Annotated in this window: 15 protein-coding genes; 4 read left to right on the forward strand and 11 right to left on the reverse strand. The window is 64.5% G+C overall.

The features are described from left to right. Nucleotides 1–14: 14 nt before the first annotated feature. Entirely contained in the window at nt 15–2,045 is a 2,031-nt protein-coding gene (locus NG898_RS00325; RefSeq protein ID WP_252690588.1) for an alkaline phosphatase family protein, read from the reverse strand. 647 nt (nt 2,046–2,692) lie between these two features. Between NG898_RS00325 and NG898_RS00330 the strand changes: the two genes are divergently transcribed. From NG898_RS00330 to NG898_RS00340, 3 genes are all read left to right on the forward strand, one after another. After that, on the forward strand, nt 2,693–5,665 hold the full coding sequence (locus NG898_RS00330) for a ribonucleoside-diphosphate reductase subunit alpha (protein ID WP_252690590.1): 2,973 nt from the start codon (nt 2,693–2,695) through the stop codon (nt 5,663–5,665). Nucleotides 5,666–5,781: 116 nt separating this feature from the next. Beyond that, complete coding sequence (locus NG898_RS00335; RefSeq protein WP_252690592.1) at nt 5,782–6,990, forward strand: ribonucleotide-diphosphate reductase subunit beta; 1,209 nt, start codon at nt 5,782–5,784, stop codon at nt 6,988–6,990. Between the two features lie 153 nt (nt 6,991–7,143). Then, complete coding sequence (locus tag NG898_RS00340) at nt 7,144–8,226, forward strand: M14 family metallopeptidase (RefSeq protein ID WP_252690593.1); 1,083 nt, start codon at nt 7,144–7,146, stop codon at nt 8,224–8,226. A gap of 4 nt (nt 8,227–8,230) precedes the next feature. Here NG898_RS00340 and NG898_RS00345 read toward each other — a convergent pair whose 3' ends face one another. The 7 genes from NG898_RS00345 to NG898_RS00375 all read right to left on the reverse strand — a co-directional run bounded on the left by NG898_RS00345 (nt 8,231) and on the right by NG898_RS00375 (nt 15,560). Continuing rightward, nucleotides 8,231–9,142, reverse strand: coding sequence for an EamA family transporter (locus NG898_RS00345; protein ID WP_252690595.1), 912 nt, complete (start codon nt 9,140–9,142; stop codon nt 8,231–8,233). A 121-nt stretch (nt 9,143–9,263) separates the two neighbouring features. After that, nucleotides 9,264–10,607 carry a peroxidase gene (locus NG898_RS00350; RefSeq protein ID WP_252690597.1) on the reverse strand — a complete coding sequence of 448 codons (1,344 nt, stop codon included), beginning with the start codon at nt 10,605–10,607 and terminating at the stop codon, nt 9,264–9,266. Between the two features lie 118 nt (nt 10,608–10,725). Beyond that, nucleotides 10,726–12,273: a methyl-accepting chemotaxis protein gene (locus NG898_RS00355; RefSeq protein WP_252690598.1), complete on the reverse strand. Its 1,548-nt coding sequence runs from the start codon at nt 12,271–12,273 to the stop codon at nt 10,726–10,728. A gap of 205 nt (nt 12,274–12,478) precedes the next feature. Beyond that, nucleotides 12,479–12,934 (reverse strand): DUF2147 domain-containing protein, encoded by a 456-nt coding sequence (locus NG898_RS00360; protein ID WP_252690600.1) that lies wholly within the window; start codon nt 12,932–12,934, stop codon nt 12,479–12,481. Nucleotides 12,935–13,000: 66 nt separating this feature from the next. Then, the gene (locus tag NG898_RS00365; RefSeq protein ID WP_252690602.1) at nt 13,001–14,158 is read right to left on the reverse strand and encodes a collagen-like triple helix repeat-containing protein; all 1,158 of its coding nucleotides are present in this window, start codon (nt 14,156–14,158) and stop codon (nt 13,001–13,003) included. 132 nt (nt 14,159–14,290) lie between these two features. Further along, nucleotides 14,291–15,088 (reverse strand): collagen-like triple helix repeat-containing protein, encoded by a 798-nt coding sequence (locus tag NG898_RS00370; protein WP_252690604.1) that lies wholly within the window; start codon nt 15,086–15,088, stop codon nt 14,291–14,293. 82 nt (nt 15,089–15,170) lie between these two features. Further along, complete coding sequence (locus NG898_RS00375) at nt 15,171–15,560, reverse strand: hypothetical protein (RefSeq protein ID WP_252690606.1); 390 nt, start codon at nt 15,558–15,560, stop codon at nt 15,171–15,173. A 1,269-nt stretch (nt 15,561–16,829) separates the two neighbouring features. Here NG898_RS00375 and NG898_RS00380 point away from each other — a divergent pair. After that, nucleotides 16,830–17,420, forward strand: coding sequence for a histone H1-like DNA-binding protein (locus NG898_RS00380; RefSeq protein WP_092972400.1), 591 nt, complete (start codon nt 16,830–16,832; stop codon nt 17,418–17,420). 252 nt (nt 17,421–17,672) lie between these two features. Here NG898_RS00380 and NG898_RS00385 read toward each other — a convergent pair whose 3' ends face one another. The 3 genes from NG898_RS00385 to tpx all read right to left on the reverse strand — a co-directional run bounded on the left by NG898_RS00385 (nt 17,673) and on the right by tpx (nt 19,678). Then, on the reverse strand, nt 17,673–18,140 hold the full coding sequence (locus NG898_RS00385) for an outer membrane lipoprotein (RefSeq protein WP_009241557.1): 468 nt from the start codon (nt 18,138–18,140) through the stop codon (nt 17,673–17,675). 9 nt (nt 18,141–18,149) lie between these two features. Beyond that, complete coding sequence (locus tag NG898_RS00390) at nt 18,150–19,085, reverse strand: carbohydrate kinase family protein (RefSeq protein WP_252690608.1); 936 nt, start codon at nt 19,083–19,085, stop codon at nt 18,150–18,152. A 92-nt stretch (nt 19,086–19,177) separates the two neighbouring features. Further along, the gene (tpx, locus tag NG898_RS00395) at nt 19,178–19,678 is read right to left on the reverse strand and encodes a thiol peroxidase (protein WP_024979133.1); all 501 of its coding nucleotides are present in this window, start codon (nt 19,676–19,678) and stop codon (nt 19,178–19,180) included. Nucleotides 19,679–19,752 lie beyond the last annotated feature (74 nt).

A 19,752-nucleotide genomic window follows, 5' to 3' on the forward strand; every position in this document is an offset into this window, starting at 1 on the left:
GTTGGGGGAGGGGATCAGGGGTTCAGCGTCGACAGCGGCTGGTGCGAGCCGTTGATCGTCTTGAGTTCGTCCAGCGTCAGGCGGCGCGTCCACATGGCAAGGTCGTCGTAGGCCATCACGCCCTTGAGCGAGCCCGGGTTGTTGGGCACGTAGTTGTGCGTGGCGTCGTCGTTCAGGCCCCAGACCTTGGTGGCCAGGCCATTGAGCTTGGTGACGTCGGTATTGGCGATGGCCTTGTCTTCCACCTTCTGCACGCCGAGTACCGGGTCGAGGATGTAAGCGCTGAAGCGCTTGGCCTGCGCGTCGACCGAGAGGGCGAGATAGGCCCACTGGTTGGCGCTGAACTTCATGCCCTGGATGTCGTCGCGCTTGCCGCCGCTGCCCAGGTTGAAGCGCACTTCGCAGCCGCCCCACAATCCGATGGCGATGCCGGCATTGGAGCCGGAGTAGTAGTCCTTGTTGGCGAGGATCGGCTCGCCCGTGCCGTTGCCCTGCGTGCAATCCGACTTGAACCAGAAGCCAATCGTGAACTGCGGGCTCTGCGCAATGTCGGCGCCGTTCTGCGTGAGCTTGTAGGCGTCGATGCGCGAATCGACCGAAAGCGCCGTGCCGCCAAACGGGTCGGTTGCCGCAGAACCGCCGTCGGTGCCTGCCACCCACGGGCCGATCGTCGAACTGGCTTTACGGTCAGTCGGCGGCAGCGGATCGAAGCTGTAATACGTGGCCAGGCCGTTGGTGAGCGACGTCGCCAGCGGCGTCGGCGCAACGTAGGCGATCTGCGCAAGCATCGACACCGGCACGTTGTTGCGCACCAGCGTGTAGTTGATGCGGTAGATGCCGCTTGCGGTGGCGATGTTGCTGTCGGTGTACTGCGTGGCCGTGGCGGGCAGCGTGGCAACCGGCTTGCCGTCGCGCAGCACGGTGATGGGGCCGCTCGCCGCTGTCGGGTTCTGCCAGTTCAGCACCAGCGAGGCGTTGTACGCGCCCACAGTGCTCTGGACGTTGCGCACGCCGATCGCGTTGGCGGTGAGCGCCGCGCCATCCAGCTTGTGGGCGGTAGCCGGCACGGCGGCGTTCAATTGCGCCAGCACGGTCGGCACGATGTCAGCCTCGCTCGGCAGGGCCGCCAGCGTGGCTTCCGACGTGGGCGCGGCCATGCCGTTCTTGCCGAGCACCGGATTGACGCTCTTGTTCAGCGCGATGAAGGCGGTGCGGTTTTCCAGCGTCGGCGCCGACGTGGTGGCACCCGTGGCATCCAGCCCGTGGCTGGTGGTCACGACGACGAGCCAGTCTTCGTTCGGGTTGGCGGTGCGGCGCTGGGCGATAGCGGCTTGCAAGGTGCCCAGCGCCTGATCGACGTTGGCCAGCGCAGCCGCGTACGCATCGCTTTGCAGGCCCGAGGCCAGCGCAGCGGCTGCCGGCGCCGTGTATTGCGCGAAGACGACGTCGTAGCCGGACTGCACGAGCTTCACGCTGTTCTGCGTCACGCAGGTGTCCACCTGGGCGCAATCGACGAGCGTGTCGAGATTGCCGGCTTGCTGATCCGCCTTGAGCAGCGCGGGCAGCGTGGCCGAGCTGACGGCGGCGCCCAGGCGTTGCGTGGTGCCGGCCGCCTTGGCGGCGCTGCGCGTGTAGCTGAAGACACTCGGGGCGGCCAGGGTGGTGACGGTGTCGTCCATCACGCTGTGGCGGTTCTGCCAGGTGCCGGTCAGCACGGTGGCCCAGCTTGGCGTGTCCAGCGGCGGTTGGGCGGAGGTGGTGCCCAGCGCGCCGCCAGTCGAAGCCGGCATCACCGCCAGGGCGCCCAGGTTCGGCAAGCTGCGCTGCAGGAGCGCGCTCTGCACCTGCGCATAGGTGGCACCGTCTACGCCGACTAGCAGCACTTTCTTGCTGGCGCTGGTGGTCGGTGTATCCGTGTTGCCCTGATTGGCGATGGGGCTGCTGTCGCTACCGCCGCATGCGGTCAATGTGGTCGCCAGCGTCGCGGCGACGGTCGTGCTCAGCGCGGCCGTCAGCAGGCGGCGCGCGGGGTGATTCCAGGCCATGTCGATTTCCTCGGTCGTTGTACGCAGCGATGTGTTGCCGCTGTGATTGCGCTCCCTGCAATGCGACCGAAGCGTAGGGTTGGGGCCTGTCGCTCAAGTGACAGCCGCGGCAAGAATGCTGATGCCGCTATTCGGATTTCTTGAGCGGGGGAATGTGGAGGAATGCCCCGGGGCGCGGCACGCGTGCACCGGTGCAGTGCGCCGCACACATGCCCCTACCGTGGATGAGGTGACGTCTATTGAACTTGCAGGGTCGATAGAAAGAATTATTCTGAAGAGACGGTCATTGCGACGCCGCACGCCAGTCCCGCCGACCCGTTGTGCCGCCTGGGATCGCGGGTTTGCGGCACTGCATTTGGGTTGAGAAAACCCTCCTTCGACGCCATCTGTCAAGACTGGTCTTGTTTGATCGATCCACTATACTTAGGGCCAATCCCGGGGTAACACACTAGATATAGTGGTGACTTTCCGGGATTCTTATTTCGGCGCCACGCGGGGGCGGGCGTACGGCGGGTCAAGCCGACGCTTGGGAGCTGAGAAAAGGCAAGGGTCTTTTCCGTCTCATTTCTCCGCATGGCGCAAGGGTTCGCCAAGGGTGTTTCACCCGTCGGCGAGCCAATAAAACGAACGGTTCAACAGGAGTCCACATGCAGACGGCCCAACCAGAAATCCACTCCGGCACCGCCAATCCCTCTCAATTTGCGCAAACCGCTGGCGGCACGGCCGCTGCCCCCAGCACTGGCTACGCGGACTACAAGATCATCCGCCGTAACGGCGCCGTGGTGAGCTTCGAGCCTTCGAAGATCGCCGTGGCCATGACCAAGGCCTTCCTCGCCGTGAATGGCGGGCAGGGTGCTGCTTCCGCGCGTGTGCGCGAGCTGGTCGACCAACAAACGCAGAACGTCGTGCGCGCTCTGCTGCGCAGCCGCCCGAACGGCGGCACGTTCCATATCGAAGACGTGCAGGACCAGGTGGAACTGGCCCTGATGCGCTCGGGCGAGCACGACGTGGCCCGCGCCTACGTGCTGTACCGTGAGCGCCGCGCCCAGGAGCGCGCACAAGCCGGCGAAACCCAGCAGCAACCGGCCTTCATCGGCCTGAACGTGACCGACGGCGGCATCACCCGCCCGCTGGACATGGCAGCGCTGCGCAACGTGATCGTCTCGGCCTGCGAAGGTCTGGGCGAAGCCGTGGACCCGGAGCCGATCCTCAAGGAAACGGTCAAGAACCTGTATGAAGGCGTGCCGATGACGCAGGTGTACGACTCGGCCATCCTGGCCTCGCGTACCCTGATCGAAAAGGACCCGGCGTACAGCCAGGTCACGGCGCGCATCCTGATGCACACGATCCGCCGCGAGATCCTCGGCGAAGAAGTCACGCAAGCCGAAATGGGCGCGCGTTACATCGACTACTTCCCGCAGTTCATCAAGCGCGGCATCAACGCCGAGCTGCTCGACGACAAGCTGGCGCAGTTCGACCTGGCCCGCCTGGGCGCGGCGCTGGACGCCTCGCGCGACTTCCAGTTCAACTACCTCGGCCTGCAGACGCTGTACGACCGCTACTTCCTGCACATCAACGAAACCCGCATCGAGATGCCGCAGGCATTCTTCATGCGCGTGGCGATGGGCCTGGCGCTGAACGAAATCGACCGTGAAGCCCGCGCCATCGAGTTCTATCAGCTGCTGTCGTCGTTCGACTTCATGTCGAGCACGCCGACGCTGTTCAACTCGGGCACGCGCCGTTCGCAGCTGTCGTCGTGCTACCTGACCACCGTGTCGGATGATCTGGACGGCATTTACGAGGCACTGAAGGAAAACGCGCTGCTCTCCAAGTTTGCCGGCGGCCTGGGCAACGACTGGACCAACGTGCGCGCACTCGGCTCGCACATCAAGGGCACCAACGGCAAGAGCCAAGGCGTGGTGCCGTTCCTGAAGGTGGTCAACGACACGGCTGTGGCCGTGAACCAGGGCGGCAAGCGCAAGGGCGCTGTCTGCGCGTACCTGGAAACGTGGCACCTGGACATCGAAGAATTCCTGGAACTGCGCAAGAACACCGGCGACGACCGCCGCCGCACGCACGACATGAACACGGCGAACTGGATTCCCGACCTGTTCATGAAGCGTGTGATGGAAGGTGGCGAGTGGACGCTGTTCTCGCCGTCCACCTGCCCGGACCTGCACGACAAGGTTGGCAAGGCATTCGAGCAGGCCTACCTGGGCTACGAAGACAAGGTCGCGCGCGGCGAGATCAAGCTCTTCAAGAAGATGCCGGCGCTGCAACTGTGGCGCAAGATGCTGGGCATGCTGTTCGAAACCGGCCACCCGTGGATCACGTTCAAGGATCCGTGCAACATCCGCAGCCCGCAGCAGCACGTGGGTGTGGTGCACAGCTCCAACCTGTGCACGGAAATCACGCTGAACACGAACGACAGCGAAATCGCCGTGTGCAACCTGGGTTCGGTCAACCTGGTCGCTCACCTGATCAAGCAGGCGGACGGCAGCGTGGTGCTCGATCACGAAAAACTGAAGAAGACCGTGCGCACGGCCATGCGCATGCTCGACAACGTGATCGACATCAACTACTACGCGGTCAAGAAGGCACGTGACTCCAACCTGCGCCACCGTCCGGTCGGCATGGGCATCATGGGCTTCCAGGACGCGCTGCACGTGCTGCGTGTGCCGTACGCCAGCGATGCAGCGGTGCAGTTTGCCGATACCTCGATGGAAGCCGTGTGCTACTACGCCTACTGGGCGTCGACCGAGCTGGCTGAAGAGCGTGGCCGCTACAGCAGCTACAAGGGCTCGCTGTGGGATCGCGGCATCCTGCCGCAAGACTCGCTCAAGCTGCTGGCCGAAGAGCGCGGCGGCTATCTGGAAACGGATATGTCGTCGACGATGGACTGGGACAGCCTGCGTGGCCGTATCAAACAGTTCGGCATGCGCAACTCGAACTGCGTGGCGATCGCCCCGACGGCAACGATCTCCAACATCATCGGCGTGTCCGCTTGCATTGAGCCGACGTACCAGAACCTGTACGTCAAGTCGAACCTGTCGGGCGAATTCACGGTGGTCAACGACTACCTGGTGCGCGACCTGAAGGCACGCGGCCTGTGGGACGAAGTGATGGTCGCCGACCTGAAGTACTTCGACGGCTCGCTGGCCCGCATCGACCGCATTCCGCAAGACCTGCGCGACCTGTACGCAACGGCCTTCGAAGTGGAGCCGACGTGGCTGGTGGAAGCTGCCTCGCGCCGCCAGAAGTGGATCGACCAGGCTCAGTCGCTGAACATCTACATGGCCGGCGCGTCGGGCAAGAAGCTGGACGACACGTACAAGCTGGCGTGGCTGCGTGGCCTGAAGACCACGTATTACCTCCGCACGATCGGCGCCACGCACGTCGAGAAGTCGACCGTGTCGCGCGGCACGCTCAATGCGGTGTCGTCGGGTAGCGATGCGGGTGGTATGTCGGCTGCAGGTGCATCCGGCGTGACTTCGGCCGCACCGACCAGCGCACTGGACGCCGCAGCTGCCACTGCGCAGGCCATGCCGGAAGCCGAAGGTGCCGTGTGCACGATGCGCCCGGGCGACCCCGGTTTCGAGGAATGCGAAGCCTGCCAATAAGTCAAAACAGTGTCTGAGGTTGCTCCCGCGCAAGCGGGGGCGCCGTGACCTGAACGACACTGGACTCGCGCTCCAAAAGAGCGGGAGCGACGAGCAAAGAATTAGGAGAAACACATATGCTGAGCTGGGACGACGACGTCAAACCTGCCGCACAACCTTCGGCTGCACCGCAGCCGGTGTATCAACCGCAGCCGCAACTGCAAACGGCCACCGCTGACCAGGGCGGCGTGCTGCCCCCGTCGGCTACGCAGGCCGCCGGCACGGGCATCCTCGGCAACAATCCGAACGCCGCTGCCGCACAGAGCAACCGCCGCGTGAACGCCGCCGACAAGCGCGTCATCAACGGCGCCACCGACGTCAACCAGCTGGTGCCGTTCAAATACAAGTGGGCCTGGGAAAAGTACCTCGCCGGCTGCGCGAACCACTGGATGCCGCAGGAAATCAACATGTCGCGCGACATCGCGACGTGGAAAGACCCGAACGGTCTGACCGAAGACGAGCGCCGCATCATCAAGCGCAACCTGGGCTTCTTCGTGACGGCCGATTCGCTGGCTGCCAACAACATCGTGCTGGGCACGTACCGCCAGATCACCGCGCCGGAATGCCGCCAGTACCTGCTGCGCCAGGCGTTTGAAGAGGCGATCCACACGCACGCGTACCAGTACATCGTTGAGTCGCTGGGCCTGAACGAGGCCGAGATCTTCAACGCGTACCACGAAGTGCAGTCGATCCGCGACAAGGACGAGTTCCTGATCCCGTTCATCGACACGCTGACCGATCCGTCGTTCAAGACCGGCACGCCCGAGAACGACCAGAAGCTGCTGAAGTCGCTCATCGTCTTCGCCTGCATCATGGAAGGCCTGTTCTTCTACGTCGGCTTCACGCAGATCCTGGCGATGGGCCGTCAGAACAAGATGACCGGCGCTGCGGAGCAGTACCAGTACATCCTGCGCGACGAGTCGCTGCACTGCAATTTCGGTATCGACCTGATCAATCAGATCAAGCTGGAGAACCCGCACCTGTGGACGGCCGAGTTCAAGGCTGAGATCACGGAGCTGTTCAAGAAGGCTGTCGACCTGGAATACCGCTACGCAGAAGACACCATGCCGCGCGGCGTGCTGGGCCTGAACGCACCGATGTTCAAGGGCTACCTGCGCTTCATCTGCAACCGTCGCTGCCAGCAGATCGGCCTGGACGCGCTGTTCCCGAACGAAGAAAACCCGTTCCCGTGGATGAGCGAAATGATCGACCTGAAGAAGGAGCGCAACTTCTTCGAGACGCGCGTGATCGAGTACCAGACCGGCGGCGCGCTGTCCTGGGAGTGATCTGAGCCACGGGCTCGACCCGCATCAACGCAAACAGGCGACGCACCACGCGTCGCCTGTTTGCATTTGGGGCGATCGATTCACGTGCGTGCGATTGCGCCGCACCTGTCAGGCGTGGCAGGCTGCGGCAACCACTGCACCCGGATTCCCGCCATGACGGTCGAAGCTTTCTTCTCGCAGACCTACGATGAAGCCCGCGGCAAGTTCCTCGCCGCTGCGCAGGCCCGGGGGCTCCGCATCGAGCGCCACCTGCTTCCGGATGTGGTTGGGCCATCCGGAGAGCAGCTTTCCATCGATACCGCGCTGCTTGTGCCGCCGCAGGCGCAAACGCTGTTGATCGTCACCTCCGGCGTCCATGGTGTGGAGGGGTTCTGCGGCTCCGGCTGCCAGACCGGCCTGCTGCAAGACGAAGAACTGTTCGCGCGGCTGGCGGCTGCCAACGTGGCGCTGCTGATGGTGCACGCGGTCAACCCGTACGGCTTTGCACACTTGCGGCGCGTGAATGAAGACAACGTTGACCTGAACCGCAACAGCGTCGACTTTGCGGAGGCCGCTTCCGCCAATCCGGCCTACCTGGAAGTCGATCCGCTCTTGCTGCCGCGCACGTGGCCGCCCAGCCAGGCGGATCAGGCAGCGTTGCAGCACTACATGGTCACCCGCGGCGAGAAAGCCCTCCAAGACGCCGCAACGAGCGGCCAGTATCGCGTGCCAGACGGCATGTTCTACGGCGGCAGCGCGCCGTGCTGGAGCACGCTGCAGATGCGCGGGATCGTGTCGCGGCATGCGGCCGGCATGTCCCGCCTGGTGTGGATCGACCTGCATACCGGGCTCGGCCACTACGGCCACGGTGAGAAGATCTTCAACAGCCCCGATCCAGCCGAACTGGAGCGCGCCATGCGCACCTGGGGCGCCGATGTTCGGCCGATTGCCGCCGCCGGTTCGGTCTCTTCGGTGGTCAAGGGCGATCTGGTCGGCATCGCATACGAACTGCTGCCCGGCATCGAGAAGACCTGCGTGACGCTGGAGTTCGGCACGCTCGCACCGTTGGCGGTGCTGCAGGCGCTGCGTGCCGACCATTGGCTGCATCGCCGCCCGGAGCAGGGAGCCGCGCAGCGGGCCGGCATTCGCCAGACGCTGCGTGATGCGTTTTATTGCGACGTGCCGGAATGGAAAGGGATGGTCTACGCGCAGACGCGCATGGCTGTATTGCAAGCCGCGGCGCGGTTTTCCGGCTAGGGCGTCAGGCGACGCCGGCAGGATCAGGCGAAGGCTTGGGCGCCCGCACCGTCAGCGCGCACCCCGCCGACGCAGCGATGATGGCCAGGATTGCCACCCACTGGCGCCCCGTCAGTTGCTCGTGCAGCACGATCGCCCCGGCTAGGGCGCCGATGGCAGGCTCCAGGCTCAGCAACACGGAAAACGTCTTGCCCGGCAGATGCTTGAGCGCCACCATCTCGAGCGAATACGGGATCGCGCTCGACAGCAGCCCGATGCCCAGTCCCGCCAGAATGAGCGATGGCGCAAGCAGCGCCGACCCTGCCTGCGCCACCCCAAACGGGATCGCAAACAGCGCACCGACCAGCATGCCGATCGACGTCGCCTGGCCCGCATGCAGGCCGCCGAGATTCTTGCCGGTCAGGATGTAGAGCGCCCAGCACACGCCAGCGGCCAGCGCATAAATAGCGCCCAGGTGGTCAACCTGACCGACCGACTTGTCTGCCACCGTCAGCATGAGCAAGCCGACCACCGCCAGCCCGATCCACACGAAATCCAGCGCGCGGCGCGACAGCAGCACGGCCAGCACCAGCGGCCCCGTGAACTCGATGGCGATCGCAATGCCGATCGGCAGGCGCTGCAGCGACAGGTAGAACAGCAGGTTCATGCTCGCCAGCGTGACGCCGTACAGCGCGATGCGGCCGGCATCGGCGCGGCTCAGGTGCAGGCGCCACGGCCGCCAGAACGCCAGCAGGATCACCGCGCCAATCGTTACGCGATACGTGACTGTGCCCGCGGCGCCCAGCACCGGAAACAGCGTCTTGGCAAACGAGTTACCAAGGCACACGGAGGCCATCGAACCCATCAGTGCAAGGATGGGCATCCAGGGGGAGGTCGTCGTCGTGGAAGCGGTGGAGGCGGAAGCAGCGGAAGACATGAGCGACAGCGGAGGGACGGCAGAAAGCGCGGCAGGGCAACGCTACAGCATAGCCGCGCACCGCCGAGAAATCGTTGCGTTCTCGGCGGCGCGGGCGTCGCCTTTTATCGAATTGGCGTGCTTACAGGGCGGCTGCGCTGGGGCGGATCACGTCGATCAGCAACACGCGCTGGCCTTCGCGTTCGCCGTCGGGGCGCGGGGTCACACCGCGCTGCGGGCGCGGGGCGGCGAGCGGTGCCGGGTCTTCGGCGCTCATGCCAAAGACGGCCAGTTTGGATGCCGCGATGCGCTGCAGCGTGCCGCGCACGCCGGGCACGTCGAGGTCTTCGGGATCGAAGCCGGTGGTGGCCGTCCAGTCGTCGCGGGCGATGTCCTGCAGGCCGTTGGCCATCTCGAACTGCAACGACGCGCCAAAGCCCTTCTGCAACGAGTGCGATCCGAGCAGATATTCCGCCGTCAGGAAGCCGCGCAGCCGCGTCCAGAACGCCAGCGAGCTGATATTCCCGCTCTTGAGCGCGTGGCTCGGAGCGACTTCCCAGCTGTGGTCCAGCAGCTTGTTGATGAGGCGGCCCCAGGTCGGCACGTCGGTGCCGGCGGAGCAATCTTCGCCGGGGCCTTCCGGGCGGGCGAGCTGGCGCAGCAGGCCGGTGAACGAACCGGAACTGGGCCGTGCGCCGCCGGCTTGCGCACCCGAGGGCCAGCGCCATTGCAGCGGCGAGGCCGGCCGTGCGCCAGGCCATTGCGCGTACTGCTGCAGGCCCGTGCAGGGCGTCAGGTAGCGCCACTGGCGCTGGTCGCGGCCAACGCGGCGCAGCGGGTCCAGCTCGGCCGACAGGTCGAACTTGCCCAGGAAGGTTGCGTTGCGCGATTTGATCGGCGAACGCGCATAGACGTTGAAGTCGGGCCAGCCTTCATACAGGTTGATCTGCGGCAGCGCGTGGTGCTTGTCGAGCGCATCGTCGGGCTGGTCGATGCGGCGGCTGGTGAGAAACAGCGCGCGGCAATCGAGCGTGGGCACCGCGCCGCGCAGGCGCAGCAGCACGAGCAGATCGCCGAATTCCGCCGGGCGGGCTTCCGCTCGAGCCGGGTAGGCGTGCGGCTGCTCTTCGGGCCAGAAGGTGGTCAAGCGCAGGGCCGAACCCGGGAACGCACTTCGCAATCCTTGCCTGAGCAGGCGCAGGCCATCGGCGTGGCGCAGGATGCGCAGGACGGAAAGATCGTCGCGCAAGGCAGCGTCGGGGTGGGGCGCGCGGCCGCCGTGCTCTGCGGCCAGCGCAAAGCGCCACAGCGCGGTGTCGCTGGCCAGATCCTGTGCAGCGACATCGCGCACGGCACTGGAGCGGCCGCCGGACATCGGCTCATGGGCGTCGCCGGCAGTGTCTCCTGCTGCGGCATAGACGCTGGTGGTCGACCCGGCAATCGCGCCAAAAGGGCCCCTGAATGGCGGCCGGTTGCGCTCGGGCATGGCTATTCCAACATGGTTTTATCGTTTCTCTGGCGCGCAGCATAGCACCATGCGACACGCCAGAGAACGGCGCGGCGTCCCTCCCCTCGTTGGGGAATGGAACGTGAAATCTCGGCGATCAGGCGGTGCGGAACGACGCCACCGCGTCGCGCAGCACTTGTGCCTGTTCTTCAAGCGACAGCGCAGCGGCGGCGGCCTGCTCGACCAGCGCGGCGTTCTGCTGCGTCACCTCGTCCATCTGGTTCACGGCTTGGTTCACCTGCTCGATGCCCGAGCTTTGCTCTTCGGAGGCCGAGCTGATCTCGCCCATGATGTCGGTCACGCGCTTGACGGCGATCACCACCTCGTCGATCACGCTGCCCGCCTCGGCCACCAGCGTGGTGCCGTTTTCTACGCGGCCAACCGAATCGCCGATGAGTTCCTTGATCTCTTTGGCCGCCCCCGCCGAGCGCTGCGCCAGGTTGCGCACCTCACCGGCCACCACGGCAAAGCCGCGGCCCTGTTCGCCGGCGCGTGCGGCTTCCACCGCCGCATTGAGCGCCAGGATATTCGTCTGGAACGCGATGCCTTCGATCACGCCGATGATGTCGGCAATCTTCTTGCTGCTTTCGTTGATGCCCGCCATGGTGTCGATCACACGGCCGACCACCTCACCGCCCTTGGCCGCGATGTCCGACGCGTTGACGGCCAGTGTGCTCGCCTGGCGCGCGTTGTCGGCGTTCTGACGCACGATGCTCGTCAGCTCTTCCATGCTCGACGCGGTTTCTTCCAGCGACGAAGCCTGCTCTTCCGTGCGCTGCGACAGATCGGCGTTGCCGGCTGCGATCTGCTTGGTGGCACTCGCGATCGAGTCCGCCGATGTCTTGATATGGCTGATGGTGCCGGTCAGTTGCTGCTGCATCTGCGCCATGGCGACCAGCATGCTGTCGCGGTCGTCGGTGCGGGTTTGCACGTGCACGGCCAGGTCGCCACCGGCAATGCGGCGTGCAACCTCGGTGGCGTAGCTGGGTTCACCGCCCAGCCCGCGCTGCACGTTGCGGATGATGATCGACATGGCCAGCGACACCGCACCGCCCACCAGCAGAATGACGATCAGGTTGGCGATGAGCGAATGGCGATACGCCGCATCCACTTCCTGCAGAAAGACGGCGCTGGAGATGTTCCAGTCCCAGGGCGCAAAGTGCTTCACGTAGCCGATCTTCGGCAATGCAGTCTCGCTGCCGGGCAAGCGGCCTTGGTATTCGGCAAAGCCGAAGCCCTTGTCTTTGGCGGCATTGACGATCGTGGGGTAGACGAGTTTGCCGGTCGGGTCCTTGAAGTCCGCGGTGCTCTTGCCGACCATGTCGGCCAGCGTCGGATGCATCAGCAGGATGAACTGTGAATCGACCACGAACAGATAGCCGGTCGAGCCAAAGCGCATCGACGCGAGCGCCAACAGCGCGGCTTTCTTGGCATCGGCTTCGCTCATGGCGCCAGCTTGTGCGCGGCCGTGATACAGCTTGGCGATGCCTTCGGCGGCATCCACCAGGTTTTGCAGCCCGACCTTGCGTTCGTCGAGCATGGTCGCGCGGGTCTCCATCGCGCTCCAGATGCCAACGCCAATCAGCCCCAGCCACATCAGGGCGAGCGCCAGGCGCAGCTTTGCTTTGAGTGTCCACTGTCGCATGTCGCGTTTTCTCCACTTATTGTTTGACGACTCCGCAACGGTGTAACGGCGAGGGAGTGGCCTTCTTTAGTGGACATACCGCGCGCGCAGTGTGCGGATTTCCGCAAAAAGAAGGCGCCGGCTTGCACCGGCGCCCGAAGAGACGGCGCCCACCCACAAGGAGGGGCACCGCCGCGCGTTGGGAGGTTCTGTTATCGACGGGCGATCATTGCTCGCGAATCCAGGTCTGCGTACGGCCCAGCAGGCTGATGCCCAGGAAGCCGCGCACATTCAGTTTCTGACCGTCTTCCGACAGCGACATCTTGGCGCTGTAGACCTTGCCGTTTTCCGGGTCCAGGATCTGGCCGCCATCCCAGTTGTTGTTGCCGTTCGGCTTCAGGCCCGTCAGGATCGTCAGGCCCTTGATCGGCTGGTCCTTGCGGTCGTCCGTGCACTTGGTGCAGGTCTTGTTCTCGTCGCCAGGCACGAGGATCTTGCTGACCTTGCCCGAGAACGTGCCGCCGTTATCGACGATCGTCACTTCGCCTTTCTGTTTGCCCGTGTTGTCGTCGATGGTCTTCCAGGTGCCGGCGGGGCTGGCTTGCGCGAAAGCGCTGCCGGCTGCCAGTGCGAGGGCCAGTGCGCCAGCCAGGCGCGCGAGAGAGTGGGGGGTATGTTGCATCGTGGAGTCTCCTTGTTGTCAGTCAAAAGAATCGGTGAGGGCTGATCGATGATGTCGGCGCAGGGATCAATGCGCGCTCAACGCACCGGTCAGGGGTGACAGCGGATTGCTGCCGGAGGTGCCGGCGGCGTTCGTGACGCCACCCAGCGCATTTGTGATCGGGGCGAGCGGGTTGCCGCTGCCGGCTGCGCCGCTCAGTGCGCTCGTGACCGGCGCCAGCGGATTGCTGCCGCCGCCCGAGAGCGCACCGGTGACGGGGGCAAGCGGATTGCTTCCGCCGCCGAGGCCGCCACCGAGCGCGCCCGTGATCGGCGCCAGCGGATTCGTTGAGCCGCCGCTACCGCCATTGACCAGGCCACCGGCGCTGGCCACCGTGCCTCCGACGGCGCCGACCACACCGCCCACGTCAGCCGTGAGCGGGTTGCCGCCAGCCGCGCCGACTTGCGCCCCAGCGCTCTGCAGACCGCTGCCAACCGTGTTGAGCGCACCGGCCAGCGGGCCACCGAGCATCGTTGTGCTGCCGACCGTCTGCGTGCCCTTCACCACCTGCGACGACAGCGGCACGATCGCGTTGCTGGTCTGCTGCGTGATCTGCTGCACCGGGCCGCTCGACGTGCCAATCGTGACGAGCCCGCCAGCACCCTGCATCACCTGACCCAGCGCAGACACACCGCTGCCCACCGGCGACGTCACCGGATTCAGCGGCGCCAGCGGGCTGCCGGCGGCACCCAGATCCGAGACGGTCTGCCCAGCGTTGCCGACCGTCACCCCGGCGGAGCGGATCACGTCACCCGAGCTTTGCACCGTGGTGCCGACCGGGTCGGGCGTCGAGCCGATCTTGCCGAGCCCATTGCTGATGCCGCCGCCCAATGTTTGGACCGTATTGCCGGCAGACGTGACCGTCGCACCCAGATCCTTCTGCGCCGCCGTGCCGCCGATGACGGGCACCGACGCCGTGCCGATCGTCGTGCCAAGGTCGCTGACGGTCTTGCCCGTCTGCGTGACCACGTTGCCGCCACCGCCGGCCACGTTGCCGACCGGCACTGCACCTGGGTCGTTGTTGGCCGACGACGAGGGCGTCGTATCACCGTTCGGGTTGCCACCCGAAGCGCAACCGGCCAGCGTCAGCACGGCCACAGCGGCCGCTGCCAACAGCGTGCGCGATGCCGCAACGGCGGACAACGAAGCGGAAGAAGAAGTGTGGAGCGGGTTCTGAATTTTCATGGTGAGTCTCCTTGTAAGCGCGGCCCGTACCGCGTGTCACCGCCGGGTCAGAAGAACGCGCATCTGGCGTCCAGCGGGTAGCATCCGCCTGCGTTTGCTGTCGAATGCAAAGAAAGTTCTACAGAGCAGTGGCTAGTGATGCACGCCGGATGTCGCACCCGACAGCACACCGCCAACCAATCCGCCCAACGTTGTGCCGACGCTGCCCAATCCGCCCAGCGGACCGGTCGCAGCCGTACCACCACTGCTGACCGCGCCAACCGAGCCGAGCGCACCCGCACCCGGCAATCCCGCCGTGAGCGAACCGACTGCCGTCGTGACCGGCGACAGCGCACCACCGAGTGCACCGGTCAGCGCGCTACCCGGCGTACCACCTGCGGCAGACGGCGCCGCTGGCGAGACCATCGTCGACAACCCGGTGGTGAGCGAACCGAGCGCACCGACCGTGTTGCCCAACGTCGACACCAGCGCATCACCCTTGCCGGCCGTCGTGATCGTGCGGCCCTCGCTGCCGAGCGCGCCGCCCAGCGTCGCCAGCACGTTGCTCACTGGTGCGCCCAGGCCCGTGGTGGCGCCCAGCGTTTGCGTGGCGGAAGTCAGCGTGCTGGTGAGCGGCACGATGGCGGTGATGGTGGTGGTCGTCACCTGCTCGACAGGGCCGGTCAGCGTCGCGATGGGCGTGCTGCCGGTCGAGCCGGTGCCACCCGTTGCATTGCTGCCGTTGTCGTTCGACCACGTGGGCGATGTCGATGCCGCGATCGCCGGCTTGGATTGCGAATCGCTGCCGCCGCCCAGCGACGTACCCATGTCGCCGCTGCCCGAATTCGCGCAGCCCGCCAGCATGGCGAGCGATGCCGTCGCCAGTACGCACTGCAGGAACACTCCGCGCTTCGGCGGATTCGATTTCGACAAGAACGCTCGATCGCGCATCTTGTGCCTCCACTACTCAGAACAGAACGCTTGTGTTGGACCCCTTCTGTCTTGCGCTCTTTGCTCGTCGGGTTTGTCGTCGTCAGCCATGTGGGGTTGGCGACGACCTCCCTGTCTTGTCACGGGCCACGCGCAGGTCCGTGCCACACCGCGCGATCGATGCCGTGCTCATGTGGTGAGCGGATCGTGAAGTGAAACCGAATGACATGACAATCAGCGCCAACCTGACACCCGGATATGCGGTTGCAGCAATTCGCGAACATGATTCCGAATAAAACGCCACAGCACGCCATTTTTCGGGCAACAACACCGCAGCAAAATTGGCCTCTGGATTGCCGTAGAACAATCCTTCTATCGTCGTAAAACAGCGTCGTTTCAAACGCGATTGCGTGAAGTTTTCAGCGGTTGCTGAGCAGGGTTTTCCCGCGATCGGCGATCGGTTTCGTGCACCACGTGCTGCGAGCGCAGTCATGCGTGCCTGCAGTTCGGCGTCGTCACGCCGAGCCGTCTGTCTCGCATGCGTCGACACCAACTCCGCATGCGCCGATGCGATTCGCGCTCACGCACGCATCGATGCGTTGAACCGTATCGCAACCACCTCGCTCGTCGGATGCGCGGCACGCGATTTGCGGTAGCTGAACGCATGCTGTTGGCCATCGCAATCGCATCGACTTCGCGCGGCGCGCATCGACGGTGTTCGAGATGCATGTCGGCAGCGTCGTCGACACGTTCAACACATCGATACGCATGTGTCGAGCGCATCGATTGCATGCGTATCGACGAGTTGAGCGTGAAAAATTCGCGCGCGTTGTCGCATCTACGCATCGTTTTTTTCGACACGCATCGCGCTGCTCGCACATCGGTGCGCACGACGATGCCGAATGCGCGCGAGAAGCGTGTGCGTGTTCGCGATGCACACGCGCGCAACATCGCGTGTTGCTGTAAACCGGCATGACCACTGGGTTTGCGGGACGCGTGTGTCAACGTGGAGCAACGCCGTAACGTGATGTCACGACGCAAGAAAATGCGCATTCGCGAGATCGATCTGCGTGCATGCGCGATTCGAATCGCAGCGACGCACAGACGCAGCGCAATCCTTCACCAAAACTCACCGCGCTTTTTGCATAAATCTCTTAACATCACCGCGCAAACGAATTATGATTCGCCTTGACAAGACGTTGACTTCGATGCAAGGAAGCTTCGCGCGATCAACGACGATGAAGTTCCAAGCGGCAAGTGAAAGGTAGTCGAGGAGCGTAACCACTTTGATGCACGCCACGCCGACAGGGCTGTTCGAACTCGGTGCCGTCTCTGCGATCCCCCCGTCGGGATGGGCGTACTACCCCCAAAAGAAAACGCGCGCTCTCCAGTTTCTCGCTGTCTGTAAAGTCACGCTGCACGCGGCTTTGCGGTCCACGCAGCGATTCGCGCAAGATCAGATTTCGACCGGTGTGGCCACGATGCCCCGGTCCTCTCAATTGATGAAGACTCGCCGGATGCAATCTGTCTGGCCGGCTGCGGTTGCGCTTGTGCGCGCGACCGAGGCGTGCAACTTGCTGCGTGTGTTTGCCGCGCAAGGCGCAGATCTTCCTACCGAATTCATTAGCGTGCGACTGCCGTTGGGTGGTGCGCCGATGAATCGCTCGCTCGGTTGGTCTGGCGATGCCAATGCATCGTGGGATCGGACCGGTCGGGTTGCTCAATCTCGATAGTTCGATACCCAATCTTGAAGGAGTTTCCCATGGCAACTGCTGCTAAGAAGAAACCGGCCGCCAAGGCCCCGGCCAAGAAGGCCGCTGCAAAGAAGGCTCCGGCCGCCAAGAAGGCTGCTGCGAAGAAGGCCGCTCCGGCCGCTAAGAAGGCTCCGGCCAAGAAGGTTGCAGCTAAGAAGGTCGCTGCCAAGAAGGCACCCGCCAAGAAGGCCGCAGTGAAGAAGGTTGCAGCCAAGAAGGCTCCGGCCAAGAAAGCTGCAGTGAAGAAGGTTGCAGCCAAGAAGGCTCCGGCCAAGAAAGCCGCAGTGAAGAAGGTTGCAGCCAAGAAGGCTCCGGCTGCGAAGAAGGCTGCTGCTAAGCCTGCTGCGAAGAAGGCTGCCGCCAAGAAGGCTCCGGCTGCGAAGAAGGCTGCTGCTAAGCCTGCTGCGAAGAAGGCTGCCGCCAAGAAGGCCCCGGCTGCGAAGAAGGCTGCTGCCAAGCCTGCTGCGAAGAAGGCCCCCGCGAAGAAGGCTGTTGCCAAGCCCGCTGCTGCTCCGGCCGCTGCACCTGCTGCACCTGCTGCCAAGACCGCGCTGAACCCGGCTGCGGCATGGCCGTTCCCGACCGGCAACCGTCCGTAAGCCATTCTTACGACGGTGATCCTCCGGGACCACAGCGGCGCGCAGGTCGCGCCCACCTGATCGGATACTGCGTATCCGGTCCGCAAGACCTCAGTGTCTTGCACCGCCCGCCGATCGGCTTACGCCCCGGCGGGCTTTTTCTTGCCCGAGCGTCGCGCATACGTTTCTCGCGGGAATAAAAAAACCGCACCGGCGCGATGCCGATGCGGTGTTTCCGCTAAACCCCTTGGCCTATCGGCCGGGCGTTGTCGATCAGTGCGTGACGCGCGTCACGCCACCCGATGAGAGCAAGCGCACGCGCTCACCAGGGCGGAAGGCCTCGTCGGCGTCTTGCGTGATGGCGCGGTACTCGCCGTTGTCGAGCTTGACCGTGATTTCCAGGCCCGGACGCTTGTTCATCTGACCCTCCAGCGCGCTGCCTGCAACGCCACCGAGAATCGCACCGAGCACACCCGCCGCCACCGAGCCGTTGCCGCGCCCGATGGCTGCTGCCGAACCGATGCCGCCGATCGCGCCGCCGGCAATGGTGCCAACGCCAGTCTGCTCACGGTCGATCACGACATTGCGCACGGAATCTACCGTACCGAAGCGCACGGTCTGCTCGCGCTGCGCCTGACCGGAGGTGTAAGCGCTGTTGGAATTGGTGCCCATGGCGCAGCCTTGCAGGCCAAGGGCGGCGACCAGCAGAGTCGCGGCGCCGATGCGATAGATGGGTTTCATGTTGATTCCTTATTGATACCGGTACCCGAAAGCGGATTCAAAGCGCCGGGCAATCTCGTCGACGGGCAGGCCGTGATTCTGCGGGCCTTGGCAAGCGATCTTGAGTGAGCCCATGAGGCTGGCGAGGCGGCCGGTGGTGTCCCAGTCCAGACCGTTCTCGATGCCGTAGAGCAGGCCGCCGCGGAACGCGTCGCCGCAACCGGTCGGGTCGACCACACGTTCGGCCGGCACGACCGGAATAGTGTACTGCTTGCCGCCGGCGTAAATCTCCGCCCCTTCTTCCCCGCGCGTGACGATGTAAGCCTCGACGCGCTGCGCAAGTTCTGCCGCACTGTAGCCCGTGCGTGACAGCATGACCTGCGCTTCGTAGTCATTGACCACCACGTAGCTGGCGAGTTCAACGAAGTGGCGCAGGTCAGCGCCGTCAAACAGCGGCATTGCCTGGCCCAGGTCAAAGATGAAAGGCACGCCGGATTCGGCAAATTGCGTCGCGTGGTGCAGCATGCCTTCGCGGCTGTCGGGGCCAACGAGGCCGAGCCTGGCCGGCAGTGCATTCCTGACCGAATTGATGCTCGAATGGCTCATCGCGCCTGGGTGGAACGCGGTGATCTGGTTGTTGTCGCGGTCGGTCGTGATCATCGCTTGCGCGGTGAACGTGTCCGGAACCTCCGTGACATGCGCTGTCGAGATACCGAGCTTCTTCAGGTAGTCCAGGTAAGGGCCTGCATCCTGGCCGACCGTGCCCATGATGATGGGCTCGCCACCGAGCAGCTTCAGCGTGTAGGCGATGTTGCCTGCGCAGCCACCGAACTCCCGGCGCATGGTCGGCACCAGAAAGGAAACGTTCAGGATGTGGATCTTGTCGGGCAGGATGTGTTCGCGGAAGTGTCCGTCGAACGTCATGATGGTGTCGTAGGCAACCGAGCCGCAGATCACGCTGGCCATATTGAAACACTCCAGATATGACACGGCCGCCCAGTGGACGGCCGTGTGATGAACGAGAGACCGGAAGCCGGTCTCGATGCAATCTATTCAGCTTACTTCAGCGCAGCCAGGGCCGCGTCGTAGTTCGGCTCGTCCTTGATTTCGGGCACGAGTTGCGAGTACAGGACGTTGTCGTTGGCGTCGAGCACAACCACGGCACGCGCAGTCACGCCGGCCAGCGGGCCCGACGTGATGTCGACGCCGTAGGCTTGCTTGAAACCCTTGTCGCGGAAGGTCGACAGCGGCTTCACATTCGCGATGCCTTCCGTGGTGCAGAAGCGGCCGGCGGCGAACGGCAGGTCAGCAGAGATAGAGAGCACGACGGTGTTGTCGAGCTTGGCAGCGGCTTCGTTGAACTTGCGCGTGGAGGTGGCGCACACCGGGGTGTCCAGGCTCGGCACGATGTTCAGGACCTTGCGCTTGCCTGCAAAGTCAGCAAGCGAGACGTCCTTCAGGTCTGCGCCGACCAGCGTGAATGCCGGAGCCTTCGAGCCTGCAGTCGGGAATTGGCCGCCGACTTCGATGGGGTTGCCGCCAAGGGTCACGTTTGCCATGGTGTTACTCCTTCCTTTGATACGTGTTGGGAAAAGCCGCTAACAGGACCCTGCTGGCATCTGCGTCGGCACGC

The sequence above is a fragment of the Ralstonia mojiangensis genome (assembly GCF_023955645.1).
GTDB classification, from domain to species: domain Bacteria; phylum Pseudomonadota; class Gammaproteobacteria; order Burkholderiales; family Burkholderiaceae; genus Ralstonia; species Ralstonia mojiangensis.